Consider the following 16,452-nt stretch of genomic DNA (forward strand, 5'->3'; position numbering starts at 1 on the left):
ATGGAAAAAAAGAGTAATTTCCGAAAATTCTTACTTTTATGGGCAGGTGAACTTATATCATCTGTTGGCGGCGGACTGACCAGTTTTGGACTTGGAGTATATATTTTCAGACAGACGGGAAGTGCCGGGAGCATGGCAATGGTCACATTACTTGGATTTCTTCCAACACTGCTGCTCTCAGTTCCCGCAGGAGCGCTGGCAGATCGCTACGACAGACGGCTTCTCATGATGATAGGCGACGGGTGTTCAGCTCTCGGCGTAGCCTGTATCCTGTTTTGCATGATGAGAGGAGAAGCATCGCTTTTGCAGATATGTATCGGAGTTTTTGCAAGCGCATGTTTCTCGGCACTTCTTGAACCTTCATTTCGTGCTACAATTACCGATCTTTTAACCAAGGAAGAATTCTCGAAAGCCAGCGGCCTTGTGTCGCTCGCGGGAAGTGCGAGATATTTACTCTCGCCGATAATAGCAGGTTTTCTGTTATCAATAAGTGATGTGAAACTCCTTCTTGGGATTGATATATGCACATTTTTCCTGACAGTAATAAGTGCAGCGGTAGTAAGACACGGTATCGGCGCTAAAGAGATAGAGAAGAAAGAACCACTCCTTCAAAGCGTGAAAGAGGGCTGGAATATTCTCTGTGAAAAAAGAGGAGTTTTGACATTGGTAGCTATATCTTCCGTAATTACACTTTTTATGGGAGTGCTTCAGATACTTGCGGAGCCGCTCATCCTGTCAATTGCTGATGCCAAAACTCTGGGTGTGTCTGAGACTGTCTGCGCCTGCGGAATGCTTGTAAGCGGAGTGTTCCTGGGCATAAAAGGAATAAAGGGATATTATGTCAAAACGCTTGGAATAGCCCTGATCTTTGCTGGAGTATTCATGTTTGGATTCGGACTCTGGGAGAATATTTTTATTATATGTATCTTCGGATTTTTGTTTTTTGCCACTCTTCCGTTTGCAAACAACTGCCTGGATTACCTTGTGAGAACTAATGTGCCTGATGGCGCGCAGGGAAGAGTGTGGGGGCTTATCGGTTTCATTTCCCAGATAGGATATGTTGTCGCCTACGGTGTTTCAGGAACAGCTGCAGATCTGCTTGGGCAAATCGACGGTCGGGGCGTTGGAAGAGGAGCCGCTCTGGTTATTCTTATTGCGGGAGTATGTCTCTCCCTGGCATCGGTATCCGTTCTTATGTCCGGAGATATACGAACCCTGGAGAATAGTTGAATATTTTTTTATATAGATTTTAGATACTGTTCATAACATATTGATTTAACTTATGTATAATGATTTCTAATATGGTGCCAGACTGTGTAGAGTCTGATACCGGAGGAAGTTTGGGGGTATGTTTCTTTTGTATATTTTTAAGGAGGAACTGCCTATGATTAGGAAAATGATCAGTAAAGTCAACGTTATTCTTGCTACAGTAGCTACTGTGAGTATGACTCTTTCGCCGGTTACAGCTTTGGCTAAGGGGAATATTGCCGAGGACATGATCGGCACAACTGATATTACTTGGGATATGGTTACTTCTCAGGATGGAGCAGATGAGCTGATCGATGCAGGAAGATTTGTCCAGTTTGATGAAGTGGATTGCCAGATGTGGATTCCTGATGCTATGCAGCCTGAGGAATTAACGGAAGAAGATCTTGAGAAGGGCTATCTTGGCTACTATTCCACAGAGGAAAGAGATTGTGTCGCAGGTATTGTATATGTTGATGTAGGTGGGATGACTCTTGAGGAATATAAAAATGCTCTTTCAGAAGATAAAGATATATCCGGAATTACTGATATTACATTGAATGGTTTGCATGGTATTATTTATGAAATAAAGAATAAGGATGCATGCTGCGTAAGCTTTACATCAGATACTGGCTACGTTCTTGAATTTACTTTTGCACCCATGTCAGATGAGGGATATAGTGCTGTAGTAGCCTGCATGATTGCCTCGATATCAGAACAATAATATAATAAGGACATCGAAAGCCTCGATATTGCTATCGAGGCTTTCATTTTTACTAGATGAAGGGACTAAAAATGACTAAAGCTGTTATATTTGACATGTTTGAAACGCTCGTTTCAATGTTTTCCGGCGATACTTATTTTAGCGAAGACATGGCGGCAGACTTAAAAATCGAGGTCGATACTTTCAAAAATGCATGGCATTCCACAGAACATGACAGAAGCTGTGGAAACTGCACAATAGAGGAAGGGATAAAAACAACCCTTGAAATGCTGGGGGCTTACAGTGAGAAATCCGTAAAGCTTCTTGCAGATAAGCGAAGGAAGACCCTGGAAGGGATATTTGAACGAACTCCCGCGGAAACCATAGTTCTTTTGAAGGAGCTTAAGAGACGCGGCATAAAGATTGGTCTTATAAGCAACTGTTATTCTGATGAAGCTGATGTTATTAGAAAAAGCTCTATTTTCCCATACTTAGATGCAGCAATGCTCTCATATGAGCAGGGAACATGTAAGCCTGAGCATGAAATATATGAAAAAGCAATGGAAGAGCTAGGCGTTACTGCTGAGGAATGCCTGTATGTCGGAGATGGTGGATCGAAAGAGCTTTTTGCTGCCAGAGACCTTGGAATGAAATGCCTTCAGGCACAGTATTTTGCTGATCTGGCTTTTGAGCCACATGTTCCATGCTACAAGCTTGATGAATTTGAACATGCATATGCGCAGGATGATGTTTTGAAGAGTATTGAAAAATAAGAATCAGATTTGTGAAAAAAGCCCTAATGTGGTAAACTCATTGTGCCTATTTGGGCTTTTTATTATGTTAATTATTTGTTTTTAAAGGAGATAAATACCATGAAGCTTGGAATCGAGGCAACTAGCTCATTTCACGTGTTGTCACGCCTGGTTACATATCTTCATTTTTCCTAACAATTCCCAAATCTTAATTTTACATAATTTCACGTAAATTCACGTGAAGTAGGAAATGCTGGTACATAGCTGGCACAAATTTGGTACATAGAAGCGTCCCTACGCCATTAAAGCTTGGTAAGCCTAGGAGTGATAGTTTCACCTGGGGTTTTGATTTTTGGAGCAGTTATCTCAAACGAGGTAGCTGTTTTTTTACACATGATATAAGCAATACTGTATAATTAGATTTGCTTGATAGGAATATTTGGAGGCGAGATATGAGCAATCTTATTAAAATTGATAAAGAATATAAAGACTGGATTACAGAAGTATCAAAACGTTTCAGACAGACCCAGCTAAAAGCTGCTGTGAAAACTAATAGTGATATGCTCAGGTTCTATTGGTCTCTTGGTAGGGATATTGTTGGATTGAGCGAGAAGAATAATTACGGTTCTGGCTTTTATAAAACAATTAGTGAGGATCTTAAAGATATCTTTCCAGATATTAAATCGTTTTCGCCTACAAATCTTAAATATATGAGATATTTTTATGAGATGTATCCAGAAATATTAAATCGTCCTCAACTTGGGGACGATTCTGAAAATGAATTAAATCGTCCCCAGGCTGGGGACGATTTGGAAAATGCAATATTTTTTATTCCTTGGGGGCATAACAAAGTTATCATAGAAGTAACGGTAAAGAATAGAATAATTACATTATAGAAAACTGAAAAATATCATTACATAGACCAGCAAAGGTCGGAGACGTCCGATACTTACTGGTCTATTTTTATGTCCAAAATCAGGTGCACATGGAAAAGGGCATAACGGAACTATCAACCATATTTTTATTTTTAGAAAGGAGAGTAGTCCGAAAACTTGCGCAGTTTTTGGATAAGCTGAAGTTGCTGTCTAAAAATCTCTTCTGCAGATGAGGCATTTGGTTATAAGGTTTAAGGCAGATGAATAATTTCTGCTGTAACAGAATCATTTCAGAAATGAAAAAGGTCGTTTCGTGATGAGATCATAGTTTTTCTTATGTATTTATGATACGAATAACTTGGAGGATTATTGCCTTATGAAGATAGCAGTATGTGATGATGAAGAAAAAATAAGAAACATAATAATGTCGGAGCTGAAATCATCATTTCCGGATGATGAGATTATAAGCTTTGGTATAGGGGAAGATGTGCTGAGATCTGTTGAACAAGATGGTTATATGCCGAATATTATTCTCCTGGATATTATGATGCCCGGCGTGTCCGGAATGGATGTCGCCAGGAAACTTCGTGATATTAGTGATGATGTTGTTATCATTTTTATAACAGGGGAAAAGCAATATGTATTTGATGCTTTTGATGTGAGAGCTTTCCATTTTCTTGTAAAGCCATTCTCAAATGAGAAGTTGGTAAGTGTGATAAAGGCTGCAAAAGAGGAAATAGCCAAAGCTACATTAAAGCCTCAAAAGAAGTATGTGATGTTGAACTCACGAGGCAGTCATATAAGACTATGCGCTTCTGACATTATATTTGCAGAAGTGTATGGGGCCAGGATAATCGTACACACAAGAACCGATGAAATTGAGTATTATGGACATCTTTCAGAACTGGAAAAGCTTGTAGGTGATGGCTTTTTCAGGACTCATAGAGGGTATCTTGTAAATTTGCGATTCGTAAAGAAGTATGATGCAGGAAAGTGCTATATGTCTAAGGGGGAAGCACTTATTTCAAAACAAAACTATAAGGTTTTTGTAAAAGCTTTGATGGATTACAACAAAAAGAGAGTGGAGTAAGCTGCTTTTCCATAATTAATAGAGGTTAAGAGAATAAATGATTACAGAAGCTATGTGGGATCAGGTAAATCAGATATCAATGATTGCAAATGTATTGTTAAATGCAGTACTTGTGTCAGTATTTTACATACCATTTATGAGAAAAAGAGTACGTGCTGTTATACTCGGAGCGGTTTATGCAATGGCGATGTCTATACTATATTTTGCTACCATAAATTTTTCAGGTGTGACTGCTTATGCTCTTGGCTGTGCTGCAGTATGTATTATCTCCGCTATAACGGAGAGGATAAATATACCGCAGAAAATTTTTTTATCAATAACTATGTATTTGCTTTTGTGGATATCAATGGAACTGGCAATCTTACCATGGAACTTAATATGTTCTGTGACATTTTTGAATCCTAAAGTGGTAGGGGATTTACAGCAGATTATGCTTTATGGTTTGGCACAAGCTATTCATGCTGTAATAAGATGTGCTTTGTTGGTTATAGGAATACATCTGATTAAAACGATGTACAGCCGTAAAAAAGAACTTATGGAATGGAGAGAATTAGCTTTTTTATCAGCAACGTACATAACAATAATAGTATCTTACTGGATATGTACATTTATGGAAGAAGCTTTTGAAAAAGCTTCGGGTGAATATTTCTGGAATAGATATCCTGTATATCATGAAATGCGTGCATTATTTGGTGTGGTAGCTTTTCTCACTATGATTGCAGTGATCTATTTTTATCAAAAGATTAAGACTTCAGAGGAAGAAGTACTGCAAAACTCTCTTGTAAACAGTCAGATTGACGAGTTGTCAGGGCATGTTCATTCAATGGAGAAAGTTTATTCAGATATTCGTGGGATAAGGCATGATACTAATAACCATATCATGGTACTTGGTAATCTAATAAAAGAAAACAATAGTGATCAGGCTTTACAATACTTACATGACTGGTCTGAGGATTTCCATGCTGTAGATATAAATGCAAAGACCGGAAATCCTGTCACTGATATAGTGATTTCAGAGAAGCGGAGACAGGCTGAGGATGTTGGAATACGATTTGTAGAGGATTTTCACTATCCGAAAGAAGGTAAAGTGGAATCCATAGATGTGGGCGTTATCCTGAATAATGCTCTTTCAAATGCTATAAGGGCTGCAGAAAACCTGGATAAATCTTTCGTGGAGATAAAATCCTGGCGTAGTGGTGATATGTTCATGATCCAAGTCAAGAACAGCTATAACGGACTGTTGCGGTCTTCTGATGAGAACGGACTTATGGAAACATCGAAGACAGATCGTGATAAGCATGGTTTTGGCTTGAAAAATATGCGAAGGATTACAGAAAAGTATTATGGAACTACCCAGCTTGAACAGGAGGGAGACGTGGTTATATTCACTGCAATGATGGTTATTTGAGTCCATTCATGATTGAAAAAGGTCGTTTCATGAAAAATCTATAAGTTTTTTTTATTAACTTTCCGAAGCCTTTGGTAGAGCTGAGAGGACTTGGCGAAGTATTTTTGAGCCTAGTCCGAACGTGTTCTGGCGAACGAAGTGAGATCAGAACTTCCATTATTTAATACAAGGAGGTGTGTGTAATGGCTTTAACAAATGTTATGACTCAGTCTCTTATATCTGCCAGTACATCCATGAAACAGATACAGCTTCAGCAGGGAGTGAAAAAGCAGATGGATGGTAAGGCCGGTGTTTTGGATGCTGAGATCAAGAGAGATGAGGCATCCGGCGCGGATACCACAAAAAAGAAAGAAGAACTTGCTGAAACTCAGAAAAGATCTGAAGACATAGCAAATAACAATATGGAGCAGATTGCTGAGACTAATAAGGAAATGCAGAAAGCCAGGGAAGCTGATGCGACCCTGCAGAAAGAGAATGAAAGAGCTGAAGCAGCGCGTGAAAAGAAGAGAGCTGAGAGAAGGTGGCAGGAACAGCATCTTCAGGAGGCTGCATCAGAAAGAAGAGCGGAAGAAGCAGACAGAGTTGCAAATGCACAAGCAAGGGCATCCGGATTCTCAGACGAAGAAAATGCAAAGGCACAGCAGATCGATGTCGGTGGCGTGAAAGTTTCCGTTGTTTCAGAGTCCACGCACAATACAAAGGTTCCGCATATTGATGAAAAGATTGCAAAATCAACAGGAACAGAGGTGTCTGCAGCAGAAGGCGTCAGTGTGAGTATTGATGTAAAGACTTGAGTCGAAAAAATAAAAAATCCAAAAAAATCATTAACAGCTATTAATTATTAACACACATTATCCGATATGTTATTATGAAAAGGTAACATATCGGATTATGTGACATTTTGAGGAGATTTTCATGAAAAGAGAAGAAATGCTTCCTAGTGAGAGTGAATGGCTGATAATGGAGACACTTTGGGATGCTGGAAGAGACCTTACTTCTGTAGAGATATGTGAGAGACTTCCCGGACAGAACAAAATGTCGCAGCGAATGGTGAGAGTTCTTATCAACAGGCTGTGCAAGAAGAATCTTATTTCATATACAGTAGATGAAAAAGATAGCAGAGTTTATCATTATCTTCCCATAAAGACAAAGGAAGAATGCAGACGTGAAAAGAGCATAGATTTTGCCAATAATTATTTTGGAGGAAATAAACTAGGTGCGGCTTTTTCTTTTCTGGAGGCAGAGTCACTTACTGAAGATCAGATAAAGGAATTTGAAAACATTATAAAGAATGCAAAGAAGAATAAGTAGCTCACGGATGAGCAGAGGTATGTTATGCAAGGACTGCAGCAATTCTTTACAAATTTATCACAGTTTTTTGAATTTTTGGTCGTTTATTATTCAATCATTTTAGGTTTCTGTGCGCTTATATCAGTACTGGTTTTGGGGATCATTATGTTCCTTAGAAAGACTGTCTTAGCAGATAGAGTATTTGCGAAGGCTGCTTCTTGGGGACTATTGATCCTTTGTTTATTTTGCGGAAAACTTAAGCTTATTTTCGAAACCAAAGCCGGGTGGTATACATTGGGCAGATGGAATCTGTTATGTGCACACAGGATCGTTTCAATTATCTATATAGTTGGAATATTCATATTTGCGACATATTTTATATACAGAAGAAGGCGACTAAATAAATTTGTGAAGGGGCTGGATAAAGCCACGACCTGCGGCTTTGATAATGAAATTAGAAAATATCCGGGTACTATTTCCCCTTTCTGCATAGGTTGTATCCACCCTATAATAGTTATTCCGGAAAAGCTTGACGTGCAGAATGCTCTTATAGTTATAAAGCATGAAGAAACTCACATTAAACTGGGACAGCTTTGGATAATTGCCGGATATGATATGGTGCGGTGTCTTTTGTGGCCTAATGTTTTTCTTCATATTGCTACAAAGTACATAAAAAGGGATCTTGAAGATGTTTGTGATGCTGTGACTATGCAAATGAATGGGATTGATCCTTTTGATTATGGTGAATCACTTCTGGCAAATGCCAGGGAAATCATGTTGTCCCGAAAAAACATGAAGTGCGAAGAAGGGTTCCTTTTTGCATGGGATGATAATTATAAGGTGCTAAATAAAAGGATTCACAGGATACTTGAGAGGAATGGCTATAACAGAAAAGTGGTTTTAGCCGGTGGTGTCCTTTTCATAATGGCACTTATAGCTTCAATCTTTGGAATAAAATGCTTTTCGTACAAGCGTAATAACCCGTTGGATATAAGTGGCATTTACAGCATGACAAAGATGGATACGGTTGTACAAGATACAGAAGAAAAGATAGTTACAGGGTATGATGGGGATTACATATATATTGATGGAGCGGCTTTAAAGGAAGCATACCCTGATGTTGAAATAGAAGAGCAGTCTCTATTTGTATTTGTCGGGGGATATTATAAAATTCCTGGAGTTGGCGGTGGAGGAGGCTGGGGAGAATTTTCGGCATCTGACGTAAAGGACGGAGTGTTCAGAATAGAGAACCATGATGATATAGACGTATGGAACTGGATGATAATGTGGTTATGAAAAATCTTTATGCGTAGCGAAGCAAGGATGCTAGTCGCACTTAGCGAACTTGTGAGCTTAGTAAGACTGTATGCGGAACGAAGTGGAGAAGGCGATAACTATGTATGGATATGAACTACAGATCAGAGGAAATACAGAGTATTACTCAAAGCGCTTATATGACCTTAATGGTAATCATGTAGGGACTATTTCTATGTCCAGACCAAGGAAAACGAGTAACAGCTCTAAAAAGAAGAGACCTGCTATGTATAGCTTCAAGCAGGTTTCAGCACAGGTATTAAGTGCCAAGACTTCCGCAAAAGCTGCTCAGGTTTCAATCGGGATCAGGATGAAAATCGGGAACCTTCAGAAGAAGCTGAAAACCGGAGAATACGATGATGAAGAGATTCTGAGGGCAATCCTGCATGCGGAAATGGTTCAACGTGCCTGTGAGAAGAAAAAGAAGAACCTGAAAATGGAAGAAACTGCTGAGCAGAACATGGACGAAGAATTGCCTTCTGAGCAGGAAAATCCTTTAGAAAAAGTTCAGTCGGATGAGGAAATAAGGGAACTTGAACAGGAAGAGTTCGAAGCTCTTATGGAAAAGCTGGAAATGTCTGCTGAGGAGATGTATGAAGAGGCTGAGGAAACGGCTCAGCTTGATCAGGAGCTAGATGAGATGGCCGAAGCACTCTCAGGGTCCATGGAACCACAGGATCTTGAACAGCTAAAGGCTAAACACAGATCTGATGAAGCAAGGGATATCATGAAGGCTGACTTAAAATATCTAAAGGCAATGTTTGAACGGCTTCAGGCAGAAAAAGAGAATTTGGGGAAATCGTCAGTTTCATCAGGTTTTGATAGTGGTGTTTCGCTATCACTTGGCGGAGATGAGATGCCCGTGATGGTACAGGACTCTGGAATGACAGAAGTAGGTGGCATGGTTGATGCAGAAATATAGCTTTTTTATAACTAAATGATTAACAGATGTTAATAAAGGAGGTATTTGTTATGAGTACAGGATTAGTAGGAAACATTCAGAATACTGATTATTCAGTCATGAACACAGAAAACTATAGTTCTGAAAATGGAAAGAAAACTGACAGTGTTCAGGAAGTAGCAAGCGAGAATAAAGAATCTGCGGCAGTTTACGAGAAGACGGCTGAAAAGGATGCAGGGTTATATAGCATAAATAAGAAGTCACCTGCAGACAGAGCAGCAATAGTTCAGCAGATGAAACAGGCTGAAGAGGATCAGAGAAACAAGCTTCTGGAAATTGTCAGGAAAACATTGGAAGGTCAGGTTTCAGCTTTTGGAAAGGCAACAGATGACAGCTTTTGGAAAAGACTGGCTGGTGGCAATTTCAAGGTAGATGCAGCAACTAAAGCTCAGGCACAAAAGGATATTTCTGAAGATGGATATTATGGTGTAAAGCAGACTTCTCAGAGACTTTTTGACTTTGCATCAGCTCTTGCAGGCGATGATGTAGAGAAAATGAAAAAGATGCAGAAGGCTATGGAAAAGGGATTCAATCTGGCTACAGGTGCATGGGGGAGAGAGCTTCCATCCATATGTAATGAAACATTGAAGGCAGCAAACAAGCTTTTTGATGAGTATTATAAATCGAAGGAAGAGGAGACTGCAGCTACTACAGCAAATGCTACTGAGCAATAATCTATGGGAGGATCTGCTTATGGGATGGATTAAGAGCATATATGCGAAAGCAATAGCATTGCTGGAATCTTTTTTCTCAATGGAAAAGGATTCATATATCACACAAGAGCAGATTGAAGAGTTAGAAAGAGTATTGGAGAGTGCATATGAACATAAACGTACAGGGCTTAAATTTGTTTAATAATTTTTCCTCCAAGGCAGAACAGAACCGAATGGAACGGCAGCAAAAACGCGATAATCAGATTGCGTTTATCGAGAACCAAAAGCATAACCTCAAAAATATACAGTCTGAGTCCATTGAAGACATCAAGAAGAAACTTCAAATGATTGAAGACTATGATAATCAGATAGCTGCGGTTAAAGCGGAATACAACCATGAACAGGTATTTCATATGCTTGATGAGGCATGGGAGACCGGAGAGAAGATTGCTGAAGCAGCCAAGAAAGCAGCACCCAAGACACCCGAAGAGCGCAAAGAAGAGTTTATCGAAGAAGCAACCGGAGTGGAGAAGAGCGATGGACTTCTTGCGGATGTTATGGATAACCTTGAAGAAATGGATGAAAACATGGAATCAGTTGAATCTGTTGAAGATATACCAGAGGAAGATAAGCTGATTGCCGAAGAAATGGAAAATGATCAAAGCATAGATGGGAAGACTTTTACAGAACAGCAGAGGATGGAAGAACTAATGATGCACAGAAAAAGGATAGACATTAAGGTCTGAGACCTGGAATATGATGGATACAAGCTCTTTCATGAAATTATCAACTTTCATAAAAAGATTGCATCCACAGTGAAGCAAAGGAGGGCAAGGAGATGTCAACGATAAGAGACTCATTAAGTGGTAGTTATTATGATAAATCTGATTATGATTTCAGCGATTATAATCAGAATGCAAGCTCTTTTTTATCGGGGCTAAATATAAATACCAGCACAAGTGCAACAAGCCCTTTTAGTGTTTCTGATTATGCTATGCTCCGAAATGGCTCGTACAAAAAGCTTGTGAAAGCATACTATGCCAAGCAGAAAGTAGAAAATGCTGCTGCAGGTAAGGACTCGCATGCAAAGCTTACTTCTATGGCAAGTAATGCAGGCACATTGACGAAAGCTGCGCAGAATCTGATGAAGGACTCTCTTTGGCAAAAAAAGCAGAAGACTACTAAAAATGAGGAAACAGGTGAAGAGACAGTAACTGAAGAGTACGATTGGGATAGTATCGGCAAGGCTGTTAAGAGCTTTGTGGATAGTTACAACCGAACATTGGATGGTGCTGCAGAGTCAAACACCAAAGATGTGCTACGTTCTGCTACATGGATGATTAAAACAACTGAAGTAAATGAGGATCTATTAAACAAGGTGGGCATAAGTGTAGGAGCCAATAATAAGCTTGAGGTGGATGAGGATAAGCTTAAGAGTTCAGATATAAAAACACTAAAGACACTTTTCACCGGGTATAATTCGTTTGCGTCAAAGATGAGTGACAAAGGAAGGGCGATTACTAACGCAGCAGCAAGGGGTGGTGGATCGTATAATAGCCAGGGAAGATATTCGGATGCACTTTCATCGCTGTTGCCTTCAACTGTTGATAAGAAGGAATAATGTCCACTCATGACATAAAACTGACCATTCATAACATTGACCTATAGAGAGTGCTGGCATAATGTTATGATTAAAATATAGTTGAAATTCAAAAAGCTTACATGAAGAATCATGTTAAGCTTTTTGTTATGTCTATGGAGATAACTTTGTTGTTAACGGCATTATGATTGTTAGTTTTGATGATATGGATGTGATAGACAATAAAAGAGGAAAGTGGGTTCACACATTATGAGAAAAATGTGTTTTGCAATCTGTGATGATGAAAAAGCAGTACGAGAATTACTTTACGGATGGCTTTCCGGAAGTGTGTATAACGCGGAAATAAAGGAGTATTCATCAGCTGAAGACCTCATAAAGGACATAGATTCAGGAACAAAAATAGATGTGCTTTTTCTTGATATAGCTATGGGTGGTACTGATGGAATTGAGGCAGCAAAAGCTCTGGGGGAAAGAATTGAAGAAAGTGGCCGCAGTATCAGGGCTTCAAGGCCGCTTATCATATTTGTCACAGGTATTCCCGACAGAATGGGAGATGCTTTTGGTGTAAGGGCTTACGGTTATCTTCTTAAACCAATATCTAAGGCTGCATTTGAGTCTGAACTTCGAAGAGCAGTGGAAGAACTGAAAAAAATGGATGCCCAGATGATATGTGAAGCTGCATATGAAGAGGATACAGGAGAACAATACACAACAATCCAGACAGGTGGAATAACAATCCAGATAGCCATCAAGGATATTTTGTATATAGAAAGTAATGGCAGGAAAACTACTGTACATCTCAAAGGCAAAAGCTATGAAGTGTATAAAAGAATGTCAGAATTTGAAGATGAACTGGGAAAAGAGTTTTTCAGAATACATAGAGGATATCTTGTGAATTTGAATCATATCAGAGGGTACACAAGGACAGAAGCCATTATGGGCAGCGGAGATTCTATAATTATTTCCAAATATAAATATGCAGATTTTGTTAAAGCATATATGGATCATATTTTGTGACGAGGTACTTGGTGTATATGTCAGAAGTGCAAATTAGGATAATAGAAGAATTTTATGGAGTATCAATAATTTTGATACGAGGCATATTTTTGTATTTTTTCATGAGCCTGTTTATAAAAAAAGAGGTCTTGAACAGTGTAAAGAGGATTGTGTTATCAGTAGTAATTACGATTGAGGCATTATGTCTGTATTCTCTTCCTTTCCCTGTAAAAGGGCTATTTACCGTAATAAGTGTTCTGACAATCGCAGCAATATTTTATTTTTATGACAAAAAAGCAATGCCACACATAATCTTTGTGTTTTTCCTCTGGCAGAACGTATATTATGTCTGGCATTTGATTAATACAGCAGCTTCTAATTCAATAACAGACATGGTCATAGGAAGTATAGATTATTCGCTGGAAGGAGCGATAGAAGAACTGTGGCTCAGGATGTTTTTGCTGATGCTTGCTCAAGTAATATTTATGACTGTCATGGTGTGGGGAGAATTTTTATTAATAAAAAGGATTTGTCCAGAACAGTATGATATGACCTGGACAGAAGCAGTCTATCTTTCAATCTACTCTGCGGTATCATATTTTATTTCATACATGATTGTAGATGTCATGGTTGTTCCGCTACAAAAGGAAGTATTTGTTTTGCTGGACGAAAAGAGAAGTCTTAGATATACTCTGACAATTCTTGCAGTGCTTATCTTTATAGGTGAATTATCAGCCATAGCAACCTGGCAGCGGTATAGGCGCTTAAAGGAAGAAGACCTTTTGCTTCAGGAACAGGTGCAGGAGCAGGAGTTTCTGAGAAAAAAGATAGAATTTACTGAAAAACATCACGATCAGATCAGGACTCTGCGTCATGATATGGCAGGGAAGCTGATGATTTTAAAGAGTTTTATCGAGAATAATCGCTATCAGGATGCAAGTGATTTTTTAAGTGAAATGGATATAGAGCTGAATGCCAGTGGGGTGAAATATTCTACAGGTAATCCGGTTACTGATGTTGTAATAAATGAAGCGGCAACTCAGGCAGAAAAGCAGGGATGTACCTTTGAGTGTGAGTTTTCTTACCCTGAGGATAAGAGTATCAGTGCTATGGATATGGCTATTGTACTCAATAACCTTTTAGATAATGCATTGGAAGCGGTGGCATTGTTATCGGAAAAAGAACGATTTATTAAGCTATATGGGACTTCAAAAGATAACTTTTATCTGATAAAAGCAGAAAATTCTTATGATGGAACTGTTATACGTGACAAAGATAGCTCGATAGTTAGCAGGAAAAAGGAAAAAACAGATAACGGGCAGCATGGTATTGGGCTAAAAAGTGTAAAAAACATCGCAGAAAAATATCTCGGCGGAGTCAAAGTGGAGACTGGAAATAATACTTTTATCGTTACGGTAATGCTGCAGTCAAAAGAAAAATGACTATTCATTACATTAAACTGTCCGTTCGTTACAATCCTATTTAATTGTCTCATTTCATGGACGATACTTGAAATAGCTAAGGAAAAAGCTCCTTGTGAGGAGGTGATCGCATGAATTTTGGGATGGATTATGTAGGCGCGCTAATGAGCAGGATCGGTGGTGCCGGCTCAGTTTGGAGTGGCTATGGGCTTACCGGGAACTATGGACTTTCATCATTTTTAGGAAACTGGCTGGCGTAAGGAAAAACTACATAGATTAAAGCTACGGAAAGCGCTTTTTGAGCAGAGCACTTAGTGAGGTATTGCCGAACTTAGTGCGAGCCATGCAAGTTCACTTAGTGAGGTTTTTTCGAACTTAGTGAAGCTTGCAGTGAGATATTTGACAGAAGCTTAAGGAGGGCTCTATATGCGAATTGATCAGAGTGAAATAAACAGTGCAGCTTCAAGGTATTATGATAAACAGTACGGCCAAACTGGAAAAGGCAGCAACATGGGATTTGTTGGTCTCGTCGATAAAACAACTGAGACTGAAACGACAACCTATGAAGCCAAGGGAACAGTCAAAACTACAGATGGTAGAAGCATTGATGTTAATATGAACGCCTCTATGGAACGATGCAAAGTGTCAGAAGTTTTTGTGCCGATGGCTTCTCCGCTAGATGCGCTGTTTGATCCACTTATCATAAATACAGGATCAGACACTGCAGGGCTTAGTGATAAGAAATTCAAATTTGACCTGGATGCTGATGGAAAAGAGGATGAGATATCTACGCTTGGTGAAGGAAGCGGATTCCTGGCACTGGATAAAAATGGAGATGGCAAGATTAACGATGGAAATGAGCTTTTTGGAGCGAAAAGTGGTGATGGCTTCAAGGATCTTGCAGAATATGACATAGATGGAAATGGATGGATAGATGAAAATGATGAGGTTTTTGATCAGCTCAAAGTGTGGTACAAGGCTGAAAACGGCGATGAGTTAAAGAGTCTTAAGGATGCAGGTGTCGGAGCGATTTTCCTTGGAGCAGAAGAAACAGAATTCAGAATGGATGGTGCAGATCAGGTTCTTGACGGAAAGATCCGGAAAACAGGCATGTTCCTAAAAGAGAACGGGGGAGCAGGGACTATTCAGCATGTGGATATGGCTATAAAAGGACGCGAGGCTGAACTATTATCGGATGAAGAAAAACTTGATCAGTTAATGGAACAGATAAGAAATCAGAGTACTCAGAATCGACAAAGAAACAATAATAATACTAACGCTCAGAGGAGAGCTCAAAAAGCTGCCAGACAAAAGAAGCAGATTGAAGAGTATTACAAGAAAAAGGATTATCAGAAACAATTGACTGAGGAAGCTATTGAGCGTCGGGAAATGCTGGAGGAGCGAAATAAACTTGCATGACAATTGATAATAGTAATCCATCAATGACAGTAGAAGAAGTTTCTGAGTATTCCAATATAGGAATAAACAGAATAAGGGAATTATGTAAAGATCCGTTAAACAAGATTTCCTTTCAGGTAGGCAGAAAAATATTGATTAAAAGAGAAGCATTTGACGAGTATTTGAATAACGTGGAGCTCATTTGACGGAGGCTGATATGGTTGAAAAAATGGGTGTTCTATGTTATTTTTATACACGCGTGATGATGCTTCTTTTAATATGAAGGACAGGGCTTGAGAGAGAAGTTTGCATGAAGGACTTGATATTTGTTAACTTTCGTACAGGTGAGCCAATTAAGAATTCTACTTACGATACCAACCTATATAAGATATGTGACAAGGCAGGAATAAAACCTTTTTGTATGCACGCATTAAGACACACATTTGCAACCAGATGTATTGAGAGAGGAGTCAATCCGAAATCTCTTCAAAAGATTTTGGGACATGCTCAGCTATCCACTACGATGGATACTTATGTACATGTGACTGATGATTCTTTACTTCTTGCAATTAAACAGTTTGAGGCTGCTGATAAGCCTTAATTATTTTTTGCTGAAAATTTGGGAAGTAAAAAAATAATCAAAACTTATCATTTCTGGTGTAAAATGGTGTAGATTTTATAGTAATAATGTTAAGAAATCCCTTAAATAAGGGAAAAAGGAGATAAAAGATGAAACTAGGAATCGT

Annotated in this window: 20 protein-coding genes; all 20 read left to right on the top strand. The window is 39.0% G+C overall.

Annotated elements, in window-relative coordinates; genetic code table 11:
• The 20 genes from BMW61_RS11875 to BMW61_RS11960 all read left to right on the top strand — a co-directional run bounded on the left by BMW61_RS11875 (position 1) and on the right by BMW61_RS11960 (position 16,307).
• Complete coding sequence (locus BMW61_RS11875; protein ID WP_091822146.1) at positions 1 to 1,230, top strand: MFS transporter; 1,230 nt, start codon at positions 1 to 3, stop codon at positions 1,228 to 1,230.
• Positions 1,231 to 1,384: 154 nt separating this feature from the next.
• Entirely contained in the window at positions 1,385 to 1,969 is a 585-nt protein-coding gene (locus BMW61_RS11880; protein ID WP_139176290.1) for a hypothetical protein, read from the top strand.
• 71 nt (positions 1,970 to 2,040) lie between these two features.
• Entirely contained in the window at positions 2,041 to 2,721 is a 681-nt protein-coding gene (locus BMW61_RS11885; protein ID WP_091822152.1) for an HAD family hydrolase, read from the top strand.
• Between the two features lie 431 nt (positions 2,722 to 3,152).
• Positions 3,153 to 3,596 carry a DUF1016 N-terminal domain-containing protein gene (locus tag BMW61_RS11890; protein WP_091822155.1) on the top strand — a complete coding sequence of 148 codons (444 nt, stop codon included), beginning with the start codon at positions 3,153 to 3,155 and terminating at the stop codon, positions 3,594 to 3,596.
• Between the two features lie 355 nt (positions 3,597 to 3,951).
• A complete protein-coding gene (locus tag BMW61_RS11895; RefSeq protein WP_091822158.1) occupies positions 3,952 to 4,665 on the top strand; it encodes a LytR/AlgR family response regulator transcription factor in 714 nt (237 codons plus the stop codon).
• A gap of 37 nt (positions 4,666 to 4,702) precedes the next feature.
• The gene (locus tag BMW61_RS11900; protein WP_091822161.1) at positions 4,703 to 6,073 is read left to right on the top strand and encodes a sensor histidine kinase; all 1,371 of its coding nucleotides are present in this window, start codon (positions 4,703 to 4,705) and stop codon (positions 6,071 to 6,073) included.
• A 182-nt stretch (positions 6,074 to 6,255) separates the two neighbouring features.
• Positions 6,256 to 6,867: a hypothetical protein gene (locus BMW61_RS11905; protein WP_022761706.1), complete on the top strand. Its 612-nt coding sequence runs from the start codon at positions 6,256 to 6,258 to the stop codon at positions 6,865 to 6,867.
• Positions 6,868 to 6,988: 121 nt separating this feature from the next.
• Positions 6,989 to 7,384 carry a BlaI/MecI/CopY family transcriptional regulator gene (locus BMW61_RS11910; protein ID WP_091822164.1) on the top strand — a complete coding sequence of 132 codons (396 nt, stop codon included), beginning with the start codon at positions 6,989 to 6,991 and terminating at the stop codon, positions 7,382 to 7,384.
• 144 nt (positions 7,385 to 7,528) lie between these two features.
• Positions 7,529 to 8,659, top strand: a complete 1,131-nt coding sequence (locus BMW61_RS11915) for a M56 family metallopeptidase (RefSeq protein WP_175475177.1) — start codon at positions 7,529 to 7,531, stop codon at positions 8,657 to 8,659.
• 70 nt (positions 8,660 to 8,729) lie between these two features.
• A complete protein-coding gene (locus BMW61_RS11920; RefSeq protein ID WP_139176292.1) occupies positions 8,730 to 9,599 on the top strand; it encodes a hypothetical protein in 870 nt (289 codons plus the stop codon).
• A gap of 50 nt (positions 9,600 to 9,649) precedes the next feature.
• Positions 9,650 to 10,312 carry a hypothetical protein gene (locus BMW61_RS11925; protein WP_026497849.1) on the top strand — a complete coding sequence of 221 codons (663 nt, stop codon included), beginning with the start codon at positions 9,650 to 9,652 and terminating at the stop codon, positions 10,310 to 10,312.
• 19 nt (positions 10,313 to 10,331) lie between these two features.
• Entirely contained in the window at positions 10,332 to 10,493 is a 162-nt protein-coding gene (locus BMW61_RS21915) for a hypothetical protein (protein ID WP_175475178.1), read from the top strand.
• Complete coding sequence (locus BMW61_RS11930) at positions 10,459 to 11,037, top strand: hypothetical protein (RefSeq protein WP_139176293.1); 579 nt, start codon at positions 10,459 to 10,461, stop codon at positions 11,035 to 11,037. Before BMW61_RS21915 ends, BMW61_RS11930 begins: the two co-directional genes overlap by 35 nt.
• A gap of 92 nt (positions 11,038 to 11,129) precedes the next feature.
• Positions 11,130 to 11,912 carry a hypothetical protein gene (locus BMW61_RS22480; RefSeq protein WP_242876719.1) on the top strand — a complete coding sequence of 261 codons (783 nt, stop codon included), beginning with the start codon at positions 11,130 to 11,132 and terminating at the stop codon, positions 11,910 to 11,912.
• A 228-nt stretch (positions 11,913 to 12,140) separates the two neighbouring features.
• Positions 12,141 to 12,908, top strand: a complete 768-nt coding sequence (locus BMW61_RS11940; protein ID WP_091822174.1) for a LytR/AlgR family response regulator transcription factor — start codon at positions 12,141 to 12,143, stop codon at positions 12,906 to 12,908.
• A 128-nt stretch (positions 12,909 to 13,036) separates the two neighbouring features.
• Positions 13,037 to 14,329, top strand: a complete 1,293-nt coding sequence (locus BMW61_RS11945; RefSeq protein WP_175475179.1) for a sensor histidine kinase — start codon at positions 13,037 to 13,039, stop codon at positions 14,327 to 14,329.
• A 110-nt stretch (positions 14,330 to 14,439) separates the two neighbouring features.
• Entirely contained in the window at positions 14,440 to 14,568 is a 129-nt protein-coding gene (locus BMW61_RS22735; protein WP_278296207.1) for a hypothetical protein, read from the top strand.
• Positions 14,569 to 14,734: 166 nt separating this feature from the next.
• Complete coding sequence (locus BMW61_RS11950; RefSeq protein WP_091822180.1) at positions 14,735 to 15,727, top strand: hypothetical protein; 993 nt, start codon at positions 14,735 to 14,737, stop codon at positions 15,725 to 15,727.
• Positions 15,724 to 15,912, top strand: a complete 189-nt coding sequence (locus BMW61_RS11955) for a helix-turn-helix domain-containing protein (RefSeq protein ID WP_091822183.1) — start codon at positions 15,724 to 15,726, stop codon at positions 15,910 to 15,912. Before BMW61_RS11950 ends, BMW61_RS11955 begins: the two co-directional genes overlap by 4 nt.
• Positions 15,913 to 16,016: 104 nt before the next feature.
• The gene (locus tag BMW61_RS11960; protein ID WP_022761695.1) at positions 16,017 to 16,307 is read left to right on the top strand and encodes a tyrosine-type recombinase/integrase; all 291 of its coding nucleotides are present in this window, start codon (positions 16,017 to 16,019) and stop codon (positions 16,305 to 16,307) included.
• Positions 16,308 to 16,452 lie beyond the last annotated feature (145 nt).

Origin of the sequence: Butyrivibrio sp. ob235 (genome assembly GCF_900109475.1) — a bacterium.
Lineage (GTDB): Bacteria > Bacillota > Clostridia > Lachnospirales > Lachnospiraceae > Butyrivibrio.